The organism is Aquamicrobium lusatiense (assembly GCF_014201615.1).
GTDB classification, from domain to species: domain Bacteria; phylum Pseudomonadota; class Alphaproteobacteria; order Rhizobiales; family Rhizobiaceae; genus Mesorhizobium; species Mesorhizobium lusatiense.
The window spans coordinates 793,990-817,102 of record NZ_JACHEU010000001.1; the positions used below are offsets into that span (position 1 = coordinate 793,990).

Genomic DNA, 23,113 nt, shown 5'->3' on the forward strand with positions numbered 1-23,113 from the left:
AAATTTCGTCTTTTGACGGATGACTTGCGAAGCCGGGCAATTTCACAGACCCTAGAGGCAAAGATCGCCAGTCAGGCTTCGGGTTCGCATGATCGACAAGCTGGAATTCTTCATCGCCCTTGCCCGTGAGGAGCATTTCGGCCGCGCGGCTGAAATCTGCGGCGTCACGCAGCCCACCCTTTCGGCGGCGATCAAGCAGCTTGAGGACCAGCTCGGCGTCATGCTGGTCAAGCGCGGTTCGCGCTTCCAGGGGCTGACGGCGGAGGGCGATCAGGTACTGGTGTGGGCTCGCCGCATCGTCGGCGACGCACACGCCATGCGCGAGGAAATGCGCGCGGCGCGGCACGGCCTGTCGGGGCGCATCCGCATAGCCGCCATCCCGACCGCGCTGGCGATGATGCCGCGCCTGACGACGCCGTTCCGCGAAAAGCATCCGGGCGTGACGTTCTCGATCATGTCGCGCACGTCGATCGAAATCCTGTCGCTGCTCGGCAATTTCGAGATTGACGCCGGCATCACCTATCTCGACAACGAGCCGCTTGGCCGCGTGACCAGCGTGCCGCTCTATCATGAGCGCTATCAGCTCATCACCTCGGCCGGCAATCCGCTGGCCGAGCGGGAGAAGGTGACGTGGAAGGAGGTTAGCCGGCTGCCGCTCTGTCTGCTGACGCCAGATATGCAGAACCGCCGCATCATCGACCAGCATCTGGCCGAGGCCGGGGTGCAGATGCGGCCCACGCTGGAATCGAATTCCATGATCGTGCTGTTCTCGCATATCCGCACCGGCAAATGGTCGTCGATCATGCCGCTCACCCTCACCGAGACCCTTGGCTTCGCCGAGCCGATCCGTGCGATTCCCATTGTGGAACCGGATGCCAGCCACATTGTCGGTCTCGTCGTGGGACCACGCCTGCCGCACACGCCTCTGGTTTCGGGCCTGCTGGACGAGGCAAGGGCGCTGGCCCGGTTTTTTCAGCGCGAAAGATAATTCAGTATTTCCTTGTAGTTATGTTATTTCACTGACTGTTGATAGGAAACTTCTATCACTTGACGGAAAGTGACTATTGATCAGAGCGTTATTCTCTGATTGCATAACGCTATGGCGAAGGGAGATCGCCGGGAATTCAGGGAGGGCGCTGCATGGTCATGCAGAGCGCAGGTACCGGGATCGAAGCGCAGGTTGCGTCGATCGTCGATGGCATGAGAGGCATGGAGGGGCCGCTTCTGCCCATCCTGCACGAGGTGCAGGAGGAGTTCGGCTATGTGCCGCAGGAAGCCCTGCCGGTTATCGCCAAGGCCCTCAACCTGTCGCGTGCCGAGGTTTATGGCGTCGTTTCCTTCTATCACGACTACCGCAGGGAGCCGGCCGGCCGCCATGTGCTGAAGGTCTGCCAGGCCGAATCCTGCCAGTCGATGGGCTCTGACGAGGTCGCTGCACGTTTCAAGCAGGCGCTCGGCATCGGCTTTCACCAGACCACCCCCGATGGGCGGGTGACGCTGGAGCCAGTCTATTGCCTCGGCATGTGCGCCTGCTCGCCGGCCGCCATGCTCGACGGCGAGGTCATCGGCCGCATCGATGCCGCGCGCGTCGACGAGATCATCGCGGAGGTGCGCCGGTGAAGCCAGTCATCTACATCCCCGGCGATTCAGGCGCGCTGGCACTCGGAGCCGACAAGGTCGCAGCAGCCATTTCCGCCGAGCTGAAGGAGCGCGGCATCGAGGCAAAGATCGTGCGCAACGGTTCGCGGGGCGCCTACTTTCTGGAGCCCATGGTCGAGGTCGGGACCGATGCGGGCCGTGTCGCTTACGGTCCGGTGCGCCCGTCTCAGGTAAAGGGCCTGTTCGATGCCGGCTTCCTGACCGGCGGCGCACATGAGCTGTCGCTGGGCGACCCGGAAAAAATCCCGTTCTTCGCGCGCCAGACGCGGCTGACCTTCGCCCGCTGCGGCATCACCGATCCGTTTTCGCTGGAGGATTACGAGCGCCATGGCGGGCTTGCCGGCCTGCGCAAGGCTGCCGCGATGGCTCCCCTCGACATCGTGACCGAGGTGACGGAATCGGGCCTGCGCGGGCGCGGCGGCGCCGGCTTCCCCACCGGCATCAAGTGGAAAACGGTGCTCGATACGGATGATGTGCGCAAATACATCGTCTGCAACGCCGACGAAGGCGATTCCGGCACCTTTGCCGATCGCATGATCATGGAGGGCGATCCCTTCGTGCTGATCGAGGGCATGGCGATCGCCGGCCTTGCCACCGGCGCGACCAAGGGCTTCCTCTACACCCGTTCCGAATATCCGCATGCCATAGCCGCCATGCGCCGGGCCGTGGAAATCGCACGGCGCGCGAAAATCCTGGGGCCGGATGTGATGGGCTCGGGCCGCGCCTTCGACATGGAAGTGCGCGAGGGCGCCGGCGCCTATGTCTGCGGCGAGGAAACGGCGCTGCTCGACAGTCTCGAGGGCAAGCGCGGCATGGTGCGCGCCAAGCCGCCGCTGCCGGCCCACAAGGGCCTGTTCGGCAAGCCGACGGTGATCAACAACGTCATCAGTCTCGCCTCCGTGCCGATCATTCTCGACAAGGGCGCCGCCTACTATAAGGACTTCGGCATGGGCCGCTCGCGCGGCACCATCCCGATCCAGATCGCCGGCAACATCCGCTATCCCGGCCTGTTCGAAACCGCCTTCGGCCTGACGCTCGGCGAAATCGTCGACGACATCGGCGGCGGCGCCGCGACCGGCCGCCCGGTCAAGGCGGTGCAGGTGGGCGGACCGCTCGGCGCCTATTTCCCGCGCGATCTGTTCGATACGCCCTTCGACTACGAGGCCTTCGCGGCCAAGGATGGCCTGATCGGCCATGCCGGTATCACCGTCTTCGACGACAGTGCCGATATGCTGAAGCAGGCGCGCTTCGCCATGGAGTTCTGCGCGATAGAGAGCTGCGGCAAGTGCACGCCCTGCCGTATCGGTTCCACGCGCGGTGTCGAGGTGCTGGACAAGCTGGCCGCCGGGATTGCGCCGGACAACCAGATCGAACTCGTCACCGACCTGTGCAACACCATGAAGTTCGGCTCGCTCTGCGCGCTGGGCGGTTTTACGCCCTATCCGGTCATGAGTGCGCTGACCCACTTCCCCGAAGATTTCAGGCCGGCGCCGATGCGGGAGGCCGCTGAATGACGACGCAGGATAAGGTCAGGGGTCCGGCTTCCTACTTTCCGTCGATCGAGCAAAAGTACGGAAAGCCGATCTCGCACTGGAAAGACCTTATCAAAAGCCAGACCGGCAAGAAGCACATGGAGCTTGTCGCTTGGCTGAAGGAAACGCATGGCCTCGGCCATGGCCACGCCAACGCGCTTGTCGCTGATACGCTCGCGGCACGCAAAGGCAAAGACTGAACCGGCGCCGGAAGAGCGCTGCTTTCAAGGGGAGTCTCGACATGGGTCTCGTTCACGAAACCGACTACGGCACACCTGAATCGCGGGCCGAAAAGCAGGTCACGCTGATTGTCGACGGCAAGCCGGTCACGGTTCCGGAAGGAACCTCGATCATGCGCGCTTCGATGGAGGCGGGGGTCGAGATTCCGAAGCTGTGCGCCACCGACATGCTGGACTCCTTCGGCTCCTGCCGCATCTGCCTGGTGGAGATCGAGGGCCGCAACGGAACGCCCGCTTCCTGCACCACGCCGGTGGGCGAAGGCATGGTCGTCCACACCCGCTCCGACCGGCTCGATGCCATCCGCAAGGGTGTGATGGAGCTTTACGTTTCCGATCATCCCAGCGGCTGGAATGAACAGCGCGGCACCGGCCAGAGCGAATTCGACAAGGTGGCGGCCACCGTCGGGCTCGACCAGAATCGCTACGGTCTGGATGGGCGCAACCACGTTGCGCCCGGCAACGGATCACTTAACATCGACTATCTGGTCCGCGACGAAACCAACCCCTATTTCACCTATGATCCTTCCCAGTGCATCGTCTGCTCGCGCTGCGTGCGGGCCTGCGAGGACGTGCAGGGCACCTTCGCGCTGACCATCGATGGCCGGGGCTTCGATTCCCGCATCACCCCCGGCATGCACGAGGACTTCGTGGAGTCCGAATGCGTGTCCTGCGGCGCCTGCGTGCAGGCCTGCCCCACCGATGCGCTGCGCGAAAAGACCGTTCTCGAACACGGCATGCCGGAGCGCTCCGTGGTCACAACCTGCGCTTATTGCGGCGTCGGCTGCTCGTTCAAGGCTGAGGTCAAGGGCGATGAGGTGCTGCGCATGGTGCCCTACAAGGGCGGCGAGGCCAATCATGGCCACAGCTGCGTCAAGGGCCGCTTCGCCTATGGCTATGCCACGCACAGAGACCGCATCCTGAAGCCGATGATCCGCGAGCGGATTTCCGATCCGTGGCGCGAGGTGAGCTGGGAGGAGGCGATCAGCCACGCGGCAAGCGAGTTCCGCCGCATCCAGTATCAGTACGGCCGCGCCTCCATCGGCGGCATCACCTCCTCGCGCTGCACGAACGAAGAAACCTACCTCGTCCAGAAGCTGGTGCGTCAGGGCTTCGGCAACAACAATGTCGACACCTGCGCCCGCGTCTGCCATTCGCCGACCGGCTATGGCCTCGGTCAGGCCTATGGCACATCGGCAGGAACGCAGGACTTCGATTCGGTTGAGGAAAGCGATGTCATCGTCGTCATCGGCGCCAATCCGACCGATGCGCATCCCGTGTTCGGCTCGCGCATGAAGAAGCGCATCCGCGAAGGCGCGCGTCTGATCGTCATCGATCCGCGCCGCACCGATCTCGTCAAGAGCCCGCATATCAGGGCGGATTACCATCTGGCGCTGCGGCCCGGCACCAATGTCGCCATGCTCACCGCGATTGCCCATGTCATCGTCACCGAAGGTCTGGTGAACGAGCAGTTCGTACGCGAGCGCTGCGAATGGGATGCTTTTCAGGACTGGGCCGAATTCGTCGCCGACGAAGCCAACAGCCCTGAAGCAATCGCCGACTACATCGGTGTGCCTGCCGAAGACATCCGCGGGGCCGCGCGCCTCTACGCCACCGGCGGCAACGGCGCGATCTATTACGGCCTCGGCGTGACCGAGCACAGCCAGGGCTCGACCTCGGTGATGGCCATCGCCAACCTCGCCATGGCGACCGGCAATATCGGCCGCCGCGGCGTCGGCGTGAATCCGCTGCGCGGTCAGAACAATGTGCAGGGCTCCTGCGACATGGGTTCGTTCCCGCACGAGCTGCCGGGCTATCGCCACATCTCAGGCGATGCCACCCGCGCCATTTTCGAGGAACTGTGGGGCGTCAAGCTCGACAACGAGCCGGGCCTGCGCATTCCCAACATGCTGGATGCCGCCGTCGACGGCACCTTCAAGGGCATCTATGTGCAGGGCGAGGACATTCTCCAGTCCGATCCCGACACGCATCACGTCGCCGCCGGCCTCGCGGCCATGGAATGCGTGGTGGTTCAGGACCTGTTCCTGAACGAGACCGCCAACTATGCCCATGTGTTCCTGCCGGGTTCGACCTTCATGGAGAAGGACGGCACCTTCACCAATGCCGAACGCCGCATCAACCGCGTGCGCAAGGTGATGGAGCCGAAAGCCCGTTATGCGGACTGGGAGGCGACGCAGGAACTGGCGCGCGCCCTCGGTTTCGACTGGAACTACACCCACCCTTCGCAGATCATGGATGAAATCGCGGCCACGACGCCGAGCTTCGCCAATGTGTCCTACGAGCTGCTGGAGAAGATGGGCTCCGTGCAGTGGCCCTGCAACGACAGCGCGCCTGAAGGCACGCCGATCATGCATCTCGACGGCTTCGTGCGCGGCAAGGGCAAATTCATCCGCACCGAATATGTGGCGACCGACGAGAAGACGGGTCCGCGCTTCCCGCTGCTGCTCACTACCGGCCGCATTCTGTCGCAATATAATGTCGGCGCACAGACGCGGCGCACGGACAATGTCGTGTGGCATGACGAGGACCGGCTGGAAATCCATCCCCACGATGCCGAGCATCGCGGCATCCGCAACGGCGACTGGGTGCGCGTGGCAAGCCGCGCCGGCGAGACGACGCTGCGGGCGCTGATCACGGACCGGGTCTCGCCGGGCGTGGTCTACACCACATTCCACCATCCGCTGACACAGGCCAATGTCGTCACCACCGACTATTCGGACTGGGCGACCAACTGTCCCGAATACAAGGTCACTGCCGTGCAGATCATGCCGTCCAACGGCCCGAGCGACTGGCAGGTCGAGTATGAGGAGCAGGCCCGCCGCAGCCGGCGCATCGCGCCGCTGGCCGCTGCCGAGTGAAAAAGCGGGTGAACAGGTGCGGCGGGGCAGGGAAGACGCAGGACGGTGCATGATGCTATGGTTGCGCCATGACACGTTCTGACACTGTGCTTTCCCAAACCTGTTCTCCAGCCACGTCCGATGGCGTTGAAGACCCGCGCCCTGTCGTCACCGCGACGCGGCGCATCACCCACCGTGCCGAGGGTATCGCGGCAGCCGATCGCATGGTGCCGGAGGAGACGCCGATCGCGCTCTCGTATGGTGGCACCACCCATGCGGTGATGATGGCTTCGCCCGCCGATTTCGAGGATTTCGCGCTCGGCTTTTCCATAACCGAGGGCATTGTCGCGGCGGCCGGCGAGATCGACGCGGTGGAGGTTCAGGATCTGGGAGCTGGCATCGACATCCAGATCCGCCTGCGCGACAGCGCCAACAGGCGCTTCGAAGCCCGGCGTCGCCGGCTCGCCGGCCCGGTTGGCTGCGGCCTGTGCGGCATCGAGTCGATCGAGGAGGCGATGCGCAGCGTGGACGAGGTGGATGCCTCGCAGCTCAGGCTGACGCCCGATGACATCACCCGCTCGGTGCGGCTTCTGTCGGGCCTGCAGCCGATGCACCGGCAAACGGGCGCCGTTCATGCAGCGGGCTTCTATCTGCCAGGCAAGGGCGTGGTCATGGCCCGCGAGGATGTGGGCCGCCACAACGCGCTGGACAAGCTCGCCGGTGCGCTGTCACGGGAAGGCATTTCCGGGCAGGGTGGTGCGGTGGTCGTGACCTCGCGCGTTTCCGTCGAAATGGTGCAGAAAACCGCTGCCATCGGCGCGCCCTTCATCATCGCCGTCTCCGCGCCGACGGCGCTTGCTATAAGAACCGCCGAAGCCGCAGGCATGACGCTGATCGCGCTGGTGCGCGGCGATGATTTCGACATCTTCACCCATCCCGATCGCGTCGTTACCGGAGGTGCCCGGCATGTCGCCTGACAAGCTCGTCTACCAGGCCAATCAGATCGCCCGGTTCTTTCACTCAAAGCCGCATGAAGAGGGTGTCGCCGGCATTGCCGAGCACATCAACAAGTTCTGGGAGCCGCGCATGCGCCGCCAGTTCTTCGAGCTCATCAGGGCTGGAGATGCGGGTTTCGACACTCTGGTCGTCGAGGCCGCTGCGCATATCCGTCCGCCCCCGGCAGCCGAAAAGGTCGCTGGCTGACGCCATCGGAGGTTTCGCAAAAGGATCGGCCCGGATCTATCCGGCCGGAGGCGGTTCCGGAGCGTCCTTCACGCCAATTTGATTCGGGGCGCTGTCCGCCATGGCGATGAGCGCATCGAGAAGGATCTGCCGCTCGTTTTCGCTGAGCGCGTGAAATTCAAACAGCGTCATGCTGCGCAGGCCCTCGATTGCCAGATAGACAACAAGCAGGGCTTGCAGATCCGGCGTTTTCGTCTTCAGCCGTTCGAAAAGCTGGCGCTTGAAGGATTTGATTGGCGTCAGGAATTCGGGATCCTGGGCGATTGCGGAGAAAATCCAGGAGGCTGAAGCTTCAGCCTCCTGACACTCCTCCATCGAAAGCCGGATATAGGCGCGCAGCAGGTTTTTTTGCGAATCGGCAGCGTGAGCATCTTCCAGAGAAGCCTGAAAGTCCTGCAAATGCTGCTCCACAAGCGCCTGCATGAGTTTTGCCTTGCTCGGGAAATTGTAAAGCAGTCCGCCTTTCGATATACCCGCACGGCTGGCAACAGCGTCGAGCGAGAGATTGCCGGGGCCGGCTTCTCGCGCTACATCCGCTGCTGCAGCAAGGATTTTATCGCGTGAATTGGACTTTCTGGGTTTCATGAGCTTTCCCATACGAAGCCTGAACCCAATTGACAATACCGTCCGGACGGTACAGTAGAGATTCCCGAATTTACCCCACGCCGTCCGAAAGCCTGTTCCAGACCAGCCGACCGAGAGGGACTACCTTGATCAAGCGCTTCATCATCGCATTCATCCTGCTTGTGGTCGTCTGCGGCGGCATAGTCGGATTCAACCTGTTCCGCGACAAGGCGATTCAGGATTTCTTCGCCAACATGCCGGTCAATCCCGTGGCTGTGTCGACTTTCAAGGTCGAGCCGATCACCTGGACGCCGAAGCTTGAGGCCATCGGCACGGTCGCGGCCGCGCAGGGCGTCGACCTGACCGTGGAAACGACGGGTATCGTCAAGGAAATCCTGTTCAAGGCCAATGACAAGGTCGAGCAGGGTCAGGTGCTGGTGCGGCTCGACGATGCCGTTCAGAAGGCCGACCTCGAAGCTGCGAAGACGCAGGAAGCGCTCGACAAGCAGGCGCTCGACCGTGCCGTGGCGCTGCAGAAGCGTGGCGTCGGCACCGATGCTACCCTCGACAATGCGCGCGCCAGCTGGCAGACCTCGATTTCGCAGGTCGCGAAGCTGCAGGCCGTTCTCGACCAGAAGCTGCTGAAGGCGCCATTCTCCGGCACCATCGGCATTCCGCGGATCGAGGAAGGCCAGTATGTCGCGCCGGGCAATGCTGTGACGACGCTTCAGGACCTCGACACGATGCGCGCCGATTTCAGCGTTGCCGAACAGCGTTTCCCCGACCTTCAGATCGGACGTGAAGTCCTGTTCGGGCTGGATGGCGATGACATGCCCTATAAGGGCGCCATCACCGGCATCGATCCCAAGATCGACCCCGCCAGCCGTCTGGCCTCGGCCCGCGCTGAAATCTCCAATCCCGACGGCAAGCTGAGCCCCGGCCAGTTCGTGCAGGTGCGTGTGGTTCTGCCGAGCGAGGAAAACATCATCGCCGTGCCGCAGACGGCCGTTATCACCAGCCTCTATGGCGACTATGTCTATGTGGTGCGCCCTGCCGCGGAGCGGAAGGCCGGTGCTGCCGCTGCCGGTACGGAGCCTGCCAAGGAGGAGGCCGCCGCGGCTGATGCAGCCAAGCCTGCCGAACCGGCCAAGGCGGATGACAAGCAGTCTCTGGTCGCCAATCAGGTGTTCGTGACCATCGGCCGTCGCAGCGACGGCCGTATCGAGATCATCAAGGGTATCTCCGCCGGCGATGAGGTCGTGACTGCCGGCCAGAACCGCCTCAACAATGGCTCAGCCGTCTTCATCGACAACGCGGTCGATCCGTCCAAGGCCGGACAGCCCGGGAGCAAGAGCGAATGAATTTCTCCGCACTTTTCATCAGGCGACCGGTCCTTTCGACCGTTGTCGCGCTGCTGATCCTGCTGCTTGGCTTTCAGGGCCTGTTCAACCTTTCGGTGCGTGAATATCCGAAGGTCGACGAGACGGTCATCACCGTCACCACGGTCTATGCCGGCGCCAGCCCGGATCTGATTCAGGGGTTCATCACCGCGCCCATCGCGGAAGCGGTGGCGACCACGGAAAACATCGACTACGTCAGCTCCCAGAGCATGCCGTCCTCGTCGGTGGTGACCGTGCAGATGAAGCTCGGCTCCAACCCTGACACTGCCCTGACCGAAGTGATGTCCAAGGTGCAGGAGGTGCGCAGCAAGCTGCCCAGCGGCGCCAAGGACCCCACCATCGTCAAGGGTACCGGACAGCAGTTCGCGATCATGTATCTGGCGGTGCAAAGCCCGCACATGACCTCCGAGCAGGTGACGGAATATATCGACCGGGTGCTGCGCCCGCGCATGTCCACGATTGAGGGCGTTGCGCAGGTTCAGGTGCTGGGCGCCGCCAACTACTCCATGCGCGTGTGGATCGACCCCATCCGGCTCGCCGCTCATGGTCTGACCGCCGCTGAAGTGCTGGGCGCGATCAACAATTCGAACTTCCTCGCCGCTCCGGGCAAGACCGAGAACGAATATGTCGCGCAGTCGATCACCATGGAATCGACGCTGCAGACGCCCGAAACATTCGGTGCGCTGCCGTTGAAGAGCAACGGCGACGGCATCGTTCGCTTGCGCGATGTCGCGAAAATCGATCTGGCCGCGCAAAGCACCGATACGCGCGTTGTCTTCAACGGTGAGCCTGGCACCTTCATCGGCATTTTCCCGACGCCGTCGGCCAACCCGCTCGACACCGCGTCTGCCGTGGAAAAGGAACTGCCTGCCATTCAGGAAAGCCTTCCACAGGACATGAACATCACCCTGGTCTATGACGCGACCGAGCAGATCAGCGCGTCGATCAAGGAGGTGTTCAAGACCATCGGCGAAGCGGTGATCATCGTTATTCTGGTGATCCTGCTGTTCCTCGGGTCGCTGCGCTCGGTTGTGATGCCGGTCATCACCATTCCGCTGTCGCTGATCGGTGTCGGCTTCCTGCTTTTCCTTGCCGGCTATTCGATCAACCTTCTGTCGCTGCTGGCCATGGTTCTGGCCATCGGCCTCGTCGTCGATGACGCCATCGTGGTGGTGGAGAACATCCACCGTCACATGGAGGAGGGGCTCAGTCCGATGGATGCCGCGTTCGTCGGCATGCGCGAGATCACCGGTCCGGTCGTCTCCATGACGATCACGCTGGCTGCCGTGTTCGCGCCGCTCGCCTTTACCGGCGGCCTCACCGGCTCGCTGTTCCGCGAGTTCGCGCTGACACTGGCGGGGGCGGTGGTCATTTCCGGCGTGGTGGCGATCACGGTCACGCCGATGATGTCGGCGCGGCTGCTGAAGTCCGGCAGCCACAGCCGGTTCGCGGCCTTCATCGACAGAACCTTCGATCGCATCGCCAATCGCTATGAGCGCCTCGTTGCCGGTTCGCTGAACTACCGGCCGGTGACGCTGATGGTGGTCATCGCACTGGTGTCGGTCACCGGCTTCATGTTCATGAAGACGTCGAGCGAGCTGGCGCCGGAGGAAGATGTCGGCGCGCTGTTCTCTCTGGTCACCGCACCGCGCTATGCGACCTCGGATTACACCAGCCTTTATCTCGATCAGATTTACGAGGTCACGAAGGACCTGCCCGAACTGCGGGCCGCCTTCTCGGTGGTCGGCATCGGTGGCGGCACCAACAGCGGTTTCGCCATCTGGGCGTTCAAGGACTGGGCACAGCGCACCCGCTCGCAGAAGGACATTCAGGCGGACATTCAGGGGCGTCTGGGCAAGGTTGCCGGCGTTGAAGCGCTGGTGTTCGCGCCGCCTTCGCTGCCGGGTGCCGGCGGCGGTCTGCCGATCTCCGTCGTCATCCAGTCTACGGGCGAGGCCAGCCAGGTCTATGAGGTTGCCGAGAAGATCAGGCAGGAGGCGCAGGCCTCGGGCCGGTTCATCATCGTGCAGAACTCGCTGTCCTTCGACGCGCCGCAGGTGACGGTCACGGTCGACCGCGACCGGGCCGCGGCCATGAACATCCCCATCAGCGCGATCGGACAGACGCTTGGCCTGCTGGTCGGCGGTGCGGAAGTTGCGCAGTTCGACCGCGACTCCAAGTCCTATGACATCATTCCGCAGGTGCCGCAGGAGTATCGCAACAATCCCGAACGTCTGGGCGACTTCTACGTCCGCGCGACGACCGGGGAGATGGTGCCGCTTTCGGCGGTGATCACCATTAAAACCAACTCGTCGCCCGCTTCGATCGACCAGTTCAACCAGCTGAACTCGGCAACGATCTCGGCGCTGCCGGTTCCGGGGGTCACCACGGGCACGGGTGTGGAGACCATCGAGCAGATCACGCGGGCGGCACTTCCGGACGGCTTCTTCATCGATTATTCCGGTCAGACGCGTCTTGAGAAGGAGCAGGGCAACACCATTATGATCGCTTTCGCGGCTGCGGTGGTGGTCATCTATCTGGTGCTGGCCGCACAGTTCGAAAGCTTCCGTGATCCGCTCATCATCATGATGTCGGTGCCGCTTTCGATCTTCGGGGCGATCGTGCCGCTCAATCTGGGGCTTGGGACGCTCAACATCTACACGCAGGTGGGCCTGATCACGCTGATAGGTCTGATCACCAAGCATGGTATTCTGCTTGTGGAGTTCGCGAACCAGCTTCGCGGCGAGCAGGGCCTGTCGCGGCGCGAGGGCATCATCGCTTCCGCCAAGGTGCGCCTGCGCCCGATCCTGATGACCACGGCAGCCATGGCGCTCGGCGTCGTGCCGCTGATCATGGCGCAGGGAGCGGGTGCCGCTGCCCGTCACTCGATGGGTCTGGTGATCTTCTCCGGTGTTCTCATCGGCACCATGTTCACCCTGTTCGTGGTGCCCATGTTCTACACCTTCCTTGCCAGCAAGGATCACGGTGATGCCTATGAGCACGAGCCTGCAACGGCTCCGGCCGCGCCGGAGGCAGAGCCGGCTGCCGGCCATTAGGACAACAGCCCTGCCGGTGACGCTGCCGGATGCAGGTCAGAAAAAGTCCAGGAAGCCCGGCAATCCGCCGGGCTTCCTGCTTTTCGCGGGCTAGCATGGCAGGGTGCGACGCGGTGACGTTGCGACAGAAAAGATTGGCATATATGACGCCCCGGTCCTATGCTGCCTGCCGCCAGTCAGGACGCGTCATCGCTGTAGCCTAGTAGCCAAGGAAATTCGAATGCCTCCCTATCGTTCACGTACGACCACCCACGGCCGCAATATGGCGGGAGCCCGCGGGCTATGGCGTGCTACCGGCATGAAGGATTCGGATTTCGGCAAGCCCATTATCGCGGTGGTGAACTCCTTCACCCAGTTCGTTCCGGGCCACGTGCATCTGAAGGACCTTGGTCAGCTTGTCGCGCGCGAAATCGAGCGCGCCGGCGGCGTTGCCAAGGAGTTCAACACCATCGCCGTGGATGACGGCATCGCCATGGGTCATGATGGCATGCTTTATTCGCTGCCGTCGCGCGAGATCATCGCCGACTCGGTCGAATACATGGTCAACGCCCACTGCGCCGACGCCATGGTCTGCATTTCCAACTGCGACAAGATCACGCCCGGCATGCTGAATGCCGCCATGCGCCTCAACATTCCCTCCGTATTCGTTTCAGGCGGACCGATGGAGGCCGGAAAGGTGGTGCTGAAGGGCAAGGCACATGCTCTCGATCTGGTCGACGCCATGGTTGCAGCCGCCGACGACAACATGTCCGACGACGACGTCAGGGCGATCGAGCGGTCCGCCTGCCCGACCTGCGGCTCTTGCTCGGGCATGTTCACGGCGAATTCCATGAACTGTCTGACCGAGGCACTCGGCCTGTCGCTGCCGGGCAACGGATCGACGCTGGCCACCCATGCCGACCGCAAGCGCCTTTTCGTCGAGGCGGGGCATCTCGTGGTCGACATCGCCCGCCGCTACTACGAGCAGGACGATACCAGCGTCTTGCCGCGCTCGGTCGCCAACAAGAAGGCGTTCGAGAACGCCATGTCGCTCGACATCGCCATGGGTGGCTCGACCAACACCGTTCTGCACATTCTTGCCGCGGCGCATGAGGGCCGGATCGACTTCGATCTGAACGACATCGACGCGCTGTCGCGCCGGGTGCCGTGCCTGTCCAAGGTTGCCCCTGCCAAGGCCGACGTCCACATGGAAGACGTGCACCGGGCCGGCGGCATCATGCGCATTCTCGGCGAGCTTGATCGCGGCGGCCTCATCCATCGCGACACGCCGACCGTGCATGCCGAGACGCTGGGCGACGCCATCGACCGCTGGGACATCACCCGCACCACCAGCGAGAATGTGCGCACGTTCTTTCGCGCTGCTCCCGGCGGTATCCCGACCCAGACCGCCTTCAGCCAGGAGGCGCGCTGGGACGAGCTGGACATGGACGGCGAAAAGGGTGTCATCCGTTCCGTCGAGCACCCCTTCACGAAGGATGGCGGGCTTGCGGTGCTGCGTGGCAACATCGCGCTCGACGGCTGCATCGTGAAGACCGCCGGCGTCGATGAGAAGATCCTGAAATTCACCGGCCCGGCCAAAGTGTTCGAGAGCCAGGATTCGGCGGTGAAGGGCATTCTCGGCAATGAGGTCAAGGCGGGCGACGTGGTCGTCATCCGCTATGAGGGACCGAAGGGCGGACCGGGCATGCAGGAAATGCTCTATCCGACCAGCTACCTGAAGTCGAAGGGGCTGGGCGCGGCCTGCGCGCTGTTGACCGACGGGCGCTTTTCCGGTGGCACATCGGGCCTTTCCATCGGCCATGTTTCGCCGGAAGCAGCCCTTGGCGGCACCATCGGGCTTGTGCGCGAAGGCGATATCATCGCGATCGATATTCCCGGACGCAGCATCGAGTTGCTGGTGGACGAAGCCGAGCTTACCAAGCGCCGCGCCGAACAGGATGAAAAAGGCTGGAAGCCGGCCGAAAAGCGCAAGCGCAACGTTACGCAGGCGCTTCGGGCCTATGCCGCTTTCGCCACCAGTGCCGACAAGGGCGCTGTTCGCCACGTTCCGGAATAAAGTTTTAACGCCCCGCTTTTTCATACAGCGGGGCGTTTTGTCTTCGCGGGCAAAGAAGATCCGCTATTTGCCACAATCGGATGGTGATATAGGAATCGTTCCCGGGCAGGGACCATTCGAGGATCTTGAGATGCTTTTGCGAACGATAACCGTCATTGGTCTCGGTCTTTTTCTTTCCGGTTGCATGACCGTCGAGCAGCAGCGCACCGCCGATGAGGAGAAGTGCCGCTCCTATGGCTTCACCCGCAAGAACGATGCCTTTGCCGAATGCCTGCAAAGGCTGGAACTCGACCGGCGGGCGGCCGCACGCGAGAACCGCTATGTGGATCCATTCCCGCGGGTGATCTACCGCCCCGTCTATGTGCCGGTGCAGCCGAAGTAAGGAAGTTCCGGCGAGCGTTCGAAACCGGGGTGTGTTCGCAATCGCGTTAAAGCGAACTCCCGACACTGGTGTGGCTCTGCACCAGTCGAATTTGCTCGCAAAATCGGTGCGGCGCGGATAACAGCGCATTATGGGCCGGATCGGCCTTTCCAGGGAAATGCGCCATGTCTCGCCTGTCCGGACTCGTAAACCGCAATCTGATCGTTGCCGGCATTCTTCTGATGCTGGCTGGCGACTTCATGTTTGCGCTCAACGACGCCATGGGCAAATGGCTCGTTGCAAGCTTTTCCGTCGGACAGGTGGTTTTCGTCCGCTCCCTCGGGGCCTTTATCATCCTTGGCCCGATGATCGCGCGGCAGGGGGCTGCGCGGCTGTTCAATCTCGACCGCATCGGCCTGCAGATCGCCCGTGTCGTCGCAACCGCGCTCGATACGCTGTTGTTCTACGCCGCCGTCGTTCACCTGCCTCTGGCCGATGTGATGAGCTTCTACATGGCCGGTCCGATCTATGTCGCGGCGCTTTCGCACATGTTCCTTGGCGAGAAGGTCGGCTGGCGCCGGTGGCTAGCCATCGTCATCGGCTTCTGCGGCGTGCTGGTCATGCTCAAGCCGTCAACGGCTGCCCTGTCGATCGAATCGCTCTATGCGCTGATCGGATCGATCTCGTTTGCCGTGGCAATCGTGCTGAGCCGCCTGCTGCGCGGCACCAGCGACACGGCGCTGGTGACCTGGCAGACCATCGGCGTCGGCCTGTGCGGCGGGATCATGGCTATAGGCGAGTGGCACCATGCCGCGCCTGTCGATTATGGCGCGATGCTCCTGCTCGGTGTGGTTTCCGGCGCGGCGCATCTGATGATTACGCGCGCTCTGAAGATGGCGCCCGCCTCGACGCTGGCGCCCCTGCACTACACGCTGCTGTTGTGGGCTGTGGTGTTCGGCATTCTCTTCTTCAATGATATTCCCGGTCCGCGTATCCTGATCGGCGCGGCCATCGTCGTGCTCGCCGGTCTGTTCATCTTCCATCGCCAGAACGTCAAGGATACGGTGCCGCCAGAAAACGTACCCAAAGGCGTCAACTGAATGTTTGAAGCAAGCCGCATCGACAGCACCGACAAACCCTCCTTCTACCGGGAGCTCGCGGAGCAGATGACGGCGCTGCTTTCGGGCGAAAGCGATGAGATTGCCAATGCGGCCAATGCGGCCGCTCTGATCTTTCAGGCCATGCCGGAGCTGAACTGGGCCGGGTTCTACTTCCTGCGGTCGCCGCAGGAGCTGGTCGTTGGGCCATTTCAGGGCAAGCCGGCCTGCGTGCGCATCGCGGTAGGTCGCGGCGTGTGCGGAACGGCGGTTGCCGAGCGGCGCTCCATTCGCGTCCACGATGTCACCGAGGTCGAGAACCACATCTTCTGCGATCCTGATTCGCGCTCCGAACTGGTGGTGCCGCTGATCCGCCACGGTGCTGTGCTTGGCGTGCTCGATCTCGACAGCCCGGTTCCCGGCCGCTTCGATGCGGATGATCAGGCCGGTGTCGAGCGCCTCGTTGCCATCTATCTCGCCGCCTGCGGCGCCACGGAAGGGACGCAATGATGGGCCTGAACTCACCGGACCTTCGCCAAAGCTATCGCCTGCGGCTCAACACGCTGATCCGGCTGCGCTGGCTCGCCATTTTTGGCCAGAGCGTTGCGGTGCTCATCGTCGCCTACTGGCTGGAGTTTCCGCTGCCGGTCGGCCTGTGCTTCGCGCTGATTGCCGCCTCGGCATGGATGAATCTGTGGCTGGCCTTCCGCTACCCGGCCGCGCACCGGCTCACACCTCTGGCGGCCATGGGGCTGCTGACCTTCGATACCTTCCAGCTTGCAGGGCTGCTCTACCTGACCGGCGGGCTCACCAATCCCTTCTCGCTGCTGCTCATCGTTCCGGTGGTTATTTCAGCCACTTCCCTGCCACTCAGGCTGACCGCATTTCAGGCCGTGTTGGTGATTGCCGTTGCCTCGCTGCTGGTTTTCTTCCACCGGCCGCTGCCGTGGACCGAAGGCACGGAACTGATGATGCCGTTCGTCTATGTCGCCGGCATGTGGATGGCTGTGCTGTCGGCGACCGCTTTCGCCGCCATCTATGCCTTCCGGGTGGCGGAGGAAGCTCGCCTCCTGTCCGATGCGCTCGCCGCCACCGAACTGGTGCTGCAGCGCGAACAGCATCTGTCCGCGCTGGACGGTCTGGCGGCTGCCGCCGCCCATGAACTCGGCACGCCGCTCGCTACAATTTCTCTGGTTGCGCGCGAGATGGAAAAGGCGCTCGGCAAGGATCCGAAATACAGCGAGGACGTGACCCTGCTGCGCAGCCAGAGCGAGCGGTGCCGGGAAATCCTCAAGCGCCTGACCAGCCTGTCCTCGGAGGGCGAGCCGCAAATGGCGCGTCTGCCGCTGACCTCCTTGGTCGAGGAAGTCAGTGCCCCGCACCGCGATTTCGGCATCACCATCCGCCTCCAGCCCGGCGATTGCCTTGGACCGGAGCCGGTCGGGCGCCGCAATCCGGGTGTGCTCTACGGCCTTGGCAATCTGGTCGAGAACGCGGTTGATTTTGCCCATACCAGCGTCAGCATACGCTGGGGCTGGGACGACAATTTCGTGTCGCTGTCCATTCTCGACGATGGCTCGGGCTTTCCTGTCGAAGTGCTTGATCGCATCGGCGAGCCCTATATGTCCACGCGGCAGGGCGCGGAGCCGGGCGGCGGGCTGGGGCTTGGCCTGTTCATCGCCAAGACGCTGCTTGAGCGTTCCGGCGCAACCATCAGCTTCGGCAATTCCAACAAGCCGGGGGAAGGCGCCATGGTCAGGGTGCGCTGGCCGCGCAGTGATTTCGTCTATGCCGAGGAAAGCACCACCTTGCCGCTGCGAAAAGCGTGAGCCGGAGCGGACGGGGTCTTTCGTGCCGGTTCTGCATGAAAACAGGGCAAGAAATCGCGAATCATGCGTTCGGCAGGGGAATGATGATCTCGGGCGCGCTCAAAAATTGGACAGCGGCGCTCAACACATATATTTCCGTACAAGGACGATTTGTCGCGTGCAATTGAAGTGGGGTTGAGGATCATGACAGGCGAAGATGGCAATGGCGGCCTGGTGACAGGTGACGACACCTCGCTGCTGGTCGTGGATGACGACAAGCCTTTCCTCACACGCCTGGCACGAGCCATGGAAACGCGCGGCTTCGTCGTCGATACGGCCGAAAGCGTCGAGGAAGCGGTCGCCAAGGCGCGCGCCAATCCGCCAGCCTATGCGGTGGTGGACATGCGCCTCGGCGATGGCAACGGTCTCGATGTGGTCGCGGCCATCCGCGAGAAGCGCGAGGATGCGCGCACCGTTATCCTGACCGGCTATGGCAACATCGCTACCGCTGTGACGGCGGTGAAGCTCGGCGCGGTCGACTATCTGTCGAAGCCGGCCGACGCGGATGACGTTTTCGCAGCACTGACCCGGCAGTCCGGCGAGCGCGCCGCTCCGCCAGAAAACCCCATGTCCGCGGACCGGGTGCGATGGGAGCACATCCAGCGCGTCTACGAGATGTGCGAGCGCAACGTGTCGGAAACGGCGCGCCGCCTCAACATGCACCGGCGCACCTTGCAGCGCATTCTGGCCAAGCGCGCCCCGCGCTGAGGCCTGATTTCACTCGCTTTCGTCGTCCAGAACGGGAACGGACACGCCGGCAAGCTCGGCCGCCAGCAGGCGTGCCGCACCGGCGCGGGCGATGCGCAGCATCAGCGCCTTGCGCGTGGCTGCCGCCATCCGGTGTTCCGGCGCATCGCGCATGATTTCCGCGCCATAGCCGTCAGAGAGGATGAAGCCGCAGTCCTGCGGAAAGATTTCGGCGGGCACGCCCGGATGGGTGGCGAAGAACAGCCGGTCCGAATGCAGCCGGTAGTCAGGCCATTTGCGGTCGACGCGAAAGTCCTCCACCGACGACTTGATCTCGATGATCCAGATGTCGCCCTGCCGGGTCAGCGCCACGAGGTCGGCGCGGCGTCCGGTGGCGAGCGACAGTTCCGGCAGCACATGCGTACCCATCTCCATGAGCAGGCGCTGAACGCCGCGCCGCACCATCATGGCGCGCTCGGACTGGCGGCCGTCGGCAAGAGGATTTCGGAGAATCGGGGACACAATGGGCATCAGCCATTATCGCCGATTTTGTTCACGGTTTGAACCCGTTTTCGTGATCGCCTGTCAGGCCGTGGCGTCCGCCTTGCTGCCTGCCATCTCTTCGAGGATCGGGCAGTCGGGGCGGTCGTCGCCGTGGCAGGCATGGATGAGTTTGTTGAGCGTGGCGCGCATCGATTGCAGTTCGAGGATTTTCTCCTCGATCGCCGCGACATGGCTTGAGGCGATGCGGTGCACGTCGGCGCTGGCGCGCGAACGGTCGCGGTAGAGCGCCATCAGCTGGCGGCAGTCCTCGATCGGGAAGCCGAGATTGCGGGCCCGCTTCAGGAACGCCAGCCGGTGCACATCTTCGGGCGAATAGTCGCGATAACCGTTGGCCGAGCGCTGCGGCAGGATCAGACCGATCTCTTCGTAGTAGCGGATCGTCTTGGCGGGAAGCCCGGTGCGGCGGGCGGCATCTCCGACATTCATGGATGAAGACCTTTCGGAGTTCTGATCAGATGTGATGTTCAGGCCACATACTGTTGCGATATGGCAACAGTATGCAGCTTACGCGCGATCAACAGCCGTCATATAGGAGCTGCTTGCTTGGCAGGCAAAGAAAAGCCGTCATCAATACTGCGCGAGCCGAATCGGCTTCACAAGAACAATCGGGAGGCAGGTTCAGTCGATGCGGTTCAGAACGATACTTGCTGTCCTTGCACTCAGTGCATCCGTAGCCGGGTGCAGCACCATCGGCCCGATGCCGATGTTCACAAGCAGCTACGGCGCGGTCAGCGATGCCGGATACAGCCTGCCGCGCATTCCCATCGAGAAGGTGGACCGGAAGTATCACCGCCAGATCGTGCGTTACGATACCAGTGAAGCGCCGGGCACCATCATCGTCGATACCAGCAACAAGTTCCTTTATCTCGTGCAGGAAAACGGCAAGGCCATGCGCTATGGCATCGGTGTTGGCCGCGAAGGTTTCGAATGGCGCGGCACCGCCCGCGTTGCCATGAAGCGCGAATGGCCGACATGGACGCCGCCAGCGGCGATGATCAAGCGTCAGCCGGAACTGGCCAAACACGCCAATGGCATGAAGCCCGGCCTCGGCAACCCGCTCGGGGCGCGTGCGCTTTACCTTTACAACAAGGGCGGCGACACCGGCTACCGCCTGCATGGCACCCCGGAGTGGGCCTCGATCGGCAAGGCGATGTCATCCGGCTGCATTCGCCTCATGAATCAGGATATCATCGACCTCTATGAGCGTACCGAAAAAGGTGCCAAGGTGATCGTGCTGTAGAGATGCAGTTCAAGCGCCCGGCAGGCAGGGCGTGAAAGTTTTTATGCGGACCGTCCAGGCAACACGGACGTCCCCGACGAAGAACCGGGCCAGAAGCCCGGTTTTTTGTTGTCCTATGATCTGAAGGCGAAGATGCAGATCAGGCGATCTGCTCGACCTGCTGCACTTCCGGAACGAAATGGCGCAGCAGGTTCTGGATGCCATGCTTCAGTGTCGCGGTTGACGAGGGACAGCCGGCGCAGGCTCCCTTCATGTGCAGGAAGACGACACCGTTCTCGTAGCCACGGAAGGTGATGTCGCCGCCGTCCTGAGCGACAGCCGGCCGCACGCGCGTGTCGAGCAGCTCCTTGATGGTGAGGACGATCTCCTCGTCTTCCTTGTCGTAGAACTCCTCGGTCTCGCTGCTTTCGGGAGCAGGGCCGGCGCCGGCCATGACCGGCTGGTTCGACATGAAGTGTTCCATGATGGTGCCGAGCACGGCAGGCTTCAGATGCTGCCAGTCGGCTCCTTCCTTGGAGACGGTGATGAAGTCATAGCCGAAGAAGACGCCTGTGATGCCGGGAATGTCGAACAGGCGACCGGCCAGCGGTGAGGACTGGCGCGCCGTTTCGGCATCGCGGAAATCGGCGGAGCCTTCGCGCAGAACCTCGCGCCCGGGCAGGAATTTCAGCGTGGCGGGGTTCGGGGTCGCCTCGGTCTGGATGAACATGGCCGTCTCCATGGCCGATATCGGCCTTAAAGCATGTCGCCCGAAGTTGGGAACCGGTTTCGGAACAATGACATGCGAAAAAACAAAACTCAAAGCGCAGGGAGCGATTGTGAAAGATCGCGATACGCTTCGGGAAATTCCTTCCCTACAGATAAACCCGCAGCCTGCGCGGTTCAAGACATGCCCTTGCCGCCGGACGATTGGTCTCAGGCGAGGCTTTCGATATCCTCGTCGGAGAGGGTCTGGGGAATGATGGTCACGGGGATGGGGAATGCCGCGCCCTTGCCGACCACGGAGGCGACGAGCGGGCCGGGGCCTTCCTTGCCCGAGCCTGCAGCCAGAACCAGGATGGCGATGTCCTGATCTTCCTCGATCAGCTTGTGGATTTCCTCGATCCTATCGCCCTCGCGCACAACCAGCTCGGGCTCGATGCCGTATTTCTGGCGGATGCGCGCGGCCTGCGCATCAAGGGCCGCATGGGCGTTGGCCGTCGCTTCCTCGCGCATGATCTTCTCGACGCCGAGGAAATGCTGGAAATCTTCGGTGTCGATCACATAGAGCAGCACCAGAACGCCATTGGTGCTTTGCATGCGGATGGACGCATAGGTGACAGCCCGTTCGGATTCGGACGTGTCGTCGACAATCGCCAGAAACTTGCGGCGATGGCCGGCCTCGCGGGAGAGACGTTTGGATACCATATGCGTGATCCGCCTCGCTGGCTTTGAACCGGCGCAATCTGCCACCGGCCGAAGCCGGCGGCAAGATGTCCGGCAGTGACGAAACGTCAGTCCTGCAGAAGACCGATGATGTCGCGTACCGAATGCATGGTCTCTTCGGCGATGGCGCCGGCCCGCTCGCCGCCGTCGCGCAGCACGGCGTCGATATGACCGGGATCGGCGATCAGGCGGCGCATTTCATCGGCAACCGGCGCCAGCTTGTGAACCGCCAGATCGGCAAGGGCGGGCTTGAACACCGAGAATTGCTGGCCGCCGAATTCCTTCAGCACCGCTTCGCGCGTCGTGTCGGCAAGGCCGGCATAGATGCCGACGAGATTGTCGGCTTCGGGGCGGCCGGCCAGCCCGTCCACTTCGCCCGGCAGGGCCTCAGGATCGGTCTTCGCCTTCTTGATCTTCTTCGACAGCGTGTCGGCGTCGTCGGTCAGGTTGATGCGCGACAGGTCGGAGGGGTCCGACTTCGACATCTTCTTGGAGCCGTCGCGCAGCGACATGACGCGGGCCGCCGGGCCGCCGATGATCGGCTCGGTAAGCGGGAAGAAGCCGTTGACGGTCTCGTCGCCCATCTGCATCTCCACGCCCAGCCCAAGCTCGGCGATGCGTGCGGAGAAATCGTTGTTGAACTTCTGGGCGATGTCGCGGGTCAGTTCCAGATGCTGCTTCTGGTCGTCACCGACCGGAACGTGGGTGGCGCGGTAGACCAGAATGTCGGCCGCCATCAGGCTCGGATAGGCAAGCAGGCCGAGCGAGGCATTCTCGCGGTCCTTGCCGGCCTTGTCCTTGAACTGCGTCATGCGGTTCATCCAGCCGATGCGCGCCACGCAGTTGAAGATCCAGGCAAGCTCGGCGTGCTGCATGACGCGCGACTGGTTGAAGACGATGTGCTTCTTCGGATCGATGCCGGCGGCGAGAAAGGCGGCCGTGATCGAACGCGTCTGCGAGGCGAGATCGTCATGCACGAGTTGCGCTGTGATGGAGTGCAGGTCGACGACGCAGTAGATGCAGTCGTTGCTGTCCTGCAACGCCACGAATTTGCGGATGGCGCCGAGATAATTGCCGAGATGCAGATTGCCGGTTGGCTGGACACCGGAAAAAACGAGCGGCTTGAAGGTGGTCATGATGTCTCCCTGGCTTGTGGAGGGCCGTTCGGGCATGACCCGGAAGCGCCCGGCTGGACGGTGGAATCATGCATGTGGAAACCCCGCATGACGAGGCTCAACGAGGCGGGCTTATGAACGAAGCCCCCTGCA

22 protein-coding genes are annotated in these 23,113 nt (G+C 62.8%); 16 read left to right on the top strand and 6 right to left on the bottom strand.

The features are described 5' to 3' along the window. The first annotated feature begins 88 nt into the window (after positions 1 to 88). The 7 genes from HNR59_RS03885 to HNR59_RS03915 all read left to right on the top strand — a co-directional run bounded on the left by HNR59_RS03885 (position 89) and on the right by HNR59_RS03915 (position 7,488). The gene (locus HNR59_RS03885; RefSeq protein WP_183826231.1) at positions 89 to 988 is read left to right on the top strand and encodes a LysR family transcriptional regulator; all 900 of its coding nucleotides are present in this window, start codon (positions 89 to 91) and stop codon (positions 986 to 988) included. A 152-nt stretch (positions 989 to 1,140) separates the two neighbouring features. Next, on the top strand, positions 1,141 to 1,620 hold the full coding sequence (locus tag HNR59_RS03890; protein WP_183826233.1) for a formate dehydrogenase subunit gamma: 480 nt from the start codon (positions 1,141 to 1,143) through the stop codon (positions 1,618 to 1,620). After that, complete coding sequence (locus HNR59_RS03895; RefSeq protein ID WP_183826234.1) at positions 1,617 to 3,173, top strand: NADH-ubiquinone oxidoreductase-F iron-sulfur binding region domain-containing protein; 1,557 nt, start codon at positions 1,617 to 1,619, stop codon at positions 3,171 to 3,173. Before HNR59_RS03890 ends, HNR59_RS03895 begins: the two co-directional genes overlap by 4 nt. Next, positions 3,170 to 3,391 carry a DUF4287 domain-containing protein gene (locus HNR59_RS03900; RefSeq protein ID WP_183826236.1) on the top strand — a complete coding sequence of 74 codons (222 nt, stop codon included), beginning with the start codon at positions 3,170 to 3,172 and terminating at the stop codon, positions 3,389 to 3,391. The genes HNR59_RS03895 and HNR59_RS03900 overlap by 4 nt, the downstream gene beginning before the upstream one ends. A gap of 41 nt (positions 3,392 to 3,432) precedes the next feature. After that, positions 3,433 to 6,306 (top strand): formate dehydrogenase subunit alpha, encoded by a 2,874-nt coding sequence (fdhF, locus tag HNR59_RS03905; RefSeq protein ID WP_183826238.1) that lies wholly within the window; start codon positions 3,433 to 3,435, stop codon positions 6,304 to 6,306. Positions 6,307 to 6,374: 68 nt separating this feature from the next. Beyond that, positions 6,375 to 7,262, top strand: a complete 888-nt coding sequence (gene fdhD / locus HNR59_RS03910; RefSeq protein ID WP_183826241.1) for a formate dehydrogenase accessory sulfurtransferase FdhD — start codon at positions 6,375 to 6,377, stop codon at positions 7,260 to 7,262. Next, entirely contained in the window at positions 7,252 to 7,488 is a 237-nt protein-coding gene (locus HNR59_RS03915) for a formate dehydrogenase subunit delta (protein WP_183826243.1), read from the top strand. The genes fdhD and HNR59_RS03915 overlap by 11 nt, the downstream gene beginning before the upstream one ends. Before the next feature lie 36 nt (positions 7,489 to 7,524). Here the strand turns inward: HNR59_RS03915 and HNR59_RS03920 are convergent, their stop codons facing one another. Continuing rightward, entirely contained in the window at positions 7,525 to 8,112 is a 588-nt protein-coding gene (locus HNR59_RS03920) for a TetR/AcrR family transcriptional regulator (protein ID WP_183826245.1), read from the bottom strand. Between the two features lie 125 nt (positions 8,113 to 8,237). On the opposite strand from HNR59_RS03920, the gene HNR59_RS03925 reads away from it, so the two are divergent. The 8 genes from HNR59_RS03925 to HNR59_RS03960 all read left to right on the top strand — a co-directional run bounded on the left by HNR59_RS03925 (position 8,238) and on the right by HNR59_RS03960 (position 18,637). After that, positions 8,238 to 9,452 carry an efflux RND transporter periplasmic adaptor subunit gene (locus HNR59_RS03925; protein ID WP_183826248.1) on the top strand — a complete coding sequence of 405 codons (1,215 nt, stop codon included), beginning with the start codon at positions 8,238 to 8,240 and terminating at the stop codon, positions 9,450 to 9,452. Then, positions 9,449 to 12,547, top strand: a complete 3,099-nt coding sequence (locus HNR59_RS03930) for an efflux RND transporter permease subunit (RefSeq protein ID WP_183826251.1) — start codon at positions 9,449 to 9,451, stop codon at positions 12,545 to 12,547. The genes HNR59_RS03925 and HNR59_RS03930 overlap by 4 nt, the downstream gene beginning before the upstream one ends. Positions 12,548 to 12,767: 220 nt before the next feature. Beyond that, on the top strand, positions 12,768 to 14,603 hold the full coding sequence (gene ilvD, locus HNR59_RS03935) for a dihydroxy-acid dehydratase (RefSeq protein WP_183826254.1): 1,836 nt from the start codon (positions 12,768 to 12,770) through the stop codon (positions 14,601 to 14,603). A gap of 130 nt (positions 14,604 to 14,733) precedes the next feature. Next, positions 14,734 to 14,985 (top strand): hypothetical protein, encoded by a 252-nt coding sequence (locus HNR59_RS03940; protein ID WP_183826257.1) that lies wholly within the window; start codon positions 14,734 to 14,736, stop codon positions 14,983 to 14,985. A 164-nt stretch (positions 14,986 to 15,149) separates the two neighbouring features. Next, positions 15,150 to 16,064, top strand: coding sequence for a DMT family transporter (locus tag HNR59_RS03945; protein ID WP_183826260.1), 915 nt, complete (start codon positions 15,150 to 15,152; stop codon positions 16,062 to 16,064). Then, positions 16,065 to 16,571 (top strand): GAF domain-containing protein, encoded by a 507-nt coding sequence (locus tag HNR59_RS03950; RefSeq protein WP_183826263.1) that lies wholly within the window; start codon positions 16,065 to 16,067, stop codon positions 16,569 to 16,571. Continuing rightward, positions 16,568 to 17,890, top strand: a complete 1,323-nt coding sequence (locus HNR59_RS03955; protein ID WP_183826266.1) for an ActS/PrrB/RegB family redox-sensitive histidine kinase — start codon at positions 16,568 to 16,570, stop codon at positions 17,888 to 17,890. Before HNR59_RS03950 ends, HNR59_RS03955 begins: the two co-directional genes overlap by 4 nt. 183 nt (positions 17,891 to 18,073) lie before the next feature. Further along, positions 18,074 to 18,637 (top strand): ActR/PrrA/RegA family redox response regulator transcription factor, encoded by a 564-nt coding sequence (locus HNR59_RS03960; RefSeq protein ID WP_183826269.1) that lies wholly within the window; start codon positions 18,074 to 18,076, stop codon positions 18,635 to 18,637. Between the two features lie 9 nt (positions 18,638 to 18,646). Here HNR59_RS03960 and HNR59_RS03965 read toward each other — a convergent pair whose 3' ends face one another. Both HNR59_RS03965 and cueR read right to left on the bottom strand, forming a co-directional pair. Beyond that, positions 18,647 to 19,147 carry an MmcB family DNA repair protein gene (locus tag HNR59_RS03965; RefSeq protein WP_183826272.1) on the bottom strand — a complete coding sequence of 167 codons (501 nt, stop codon included), beginning with the start codon at positions 19,145 to 19,147 and terminating at the stop codon, positions 18,647 to 18,649. Between the two features lie 54 nt (positions 19,148 to 19,201). Further along, positions 19,202 to 19,606: a Cu(I)-responsive transcriptional regulator gene (gene cueR / locus HNR59_RS03970; protein WP_183826275.1), complete on the bottom strand. Its 405-nt coding sequence runs from the start codon at positions 19,604 to 19,606 to the stop codon at positions 19,202 to 19,204. A 199-nt stretch (positions 19,607 to 19,805) separates the two neighbouring features. Here cueR and HNR59_RS03975 point away from each other — a divergent pair, with 199 nt between their 5' ends. Beyond that, positions 19,806 to 20,420 (top strand): L,D-transpeptidase, encoded by a 615-nt coding sequence (locus HNR59_RS03975; protein ID WP_183826278.1) that lies wholly within the window; start codon positions 19,806 to 19,808, stop codon positions 20,418 to 20,420. A 139-nt stretch (positions 20,421 to 20,559) separates the two neighbouring features. Here the strand turns inward: HNR59_RS03975 and HNR59_RS03980 are convergent, their stop codons facing one another. The 3 genes from HNR59_RS03980 to trpS form a co-directional block, all read right to left on the bottom strand. Continuing rightward, positions 20,560 to 21,129 (bottom strand): NifU family protein, encoded by a 570-nt coding sequence (locus HNR59_RS03980; RefSeq protein ID WP_183826281.1) that lies wholly within the window; start codon positions 21,127 to 21,129, stop codon positions 20,560 to 20,562. 206 nt (positions 21,130 to 21,335) lie between these two features. Continuing rightward, complete coding sequence (locus HNR59_RS03985) at positions 21,336 to 21,827, bottom strand: universal stress protein (RefSeq protein ID WP_183826285.1); 492 nt, start codon at positions 21,825 to 21,827, stop codon at positions 21,336 to 21,338. 86 nt (positions 21,828 to 21,913) lie between these two features. After that, positions 21,914 to 22,981: a tryptophan--tRNA ligase gene (gene trpS, locus HNR59_RS03990; protein WP_183826288.1), complete on the bottom strand. Its 1,068-nt coding sequence runs from the start codon at positions 22,979 to 22,981 to the stop codon at positions 21,914 to 21,916. Positions 22,982 to 23,113 lie beyond the last annotated feature (132 nt).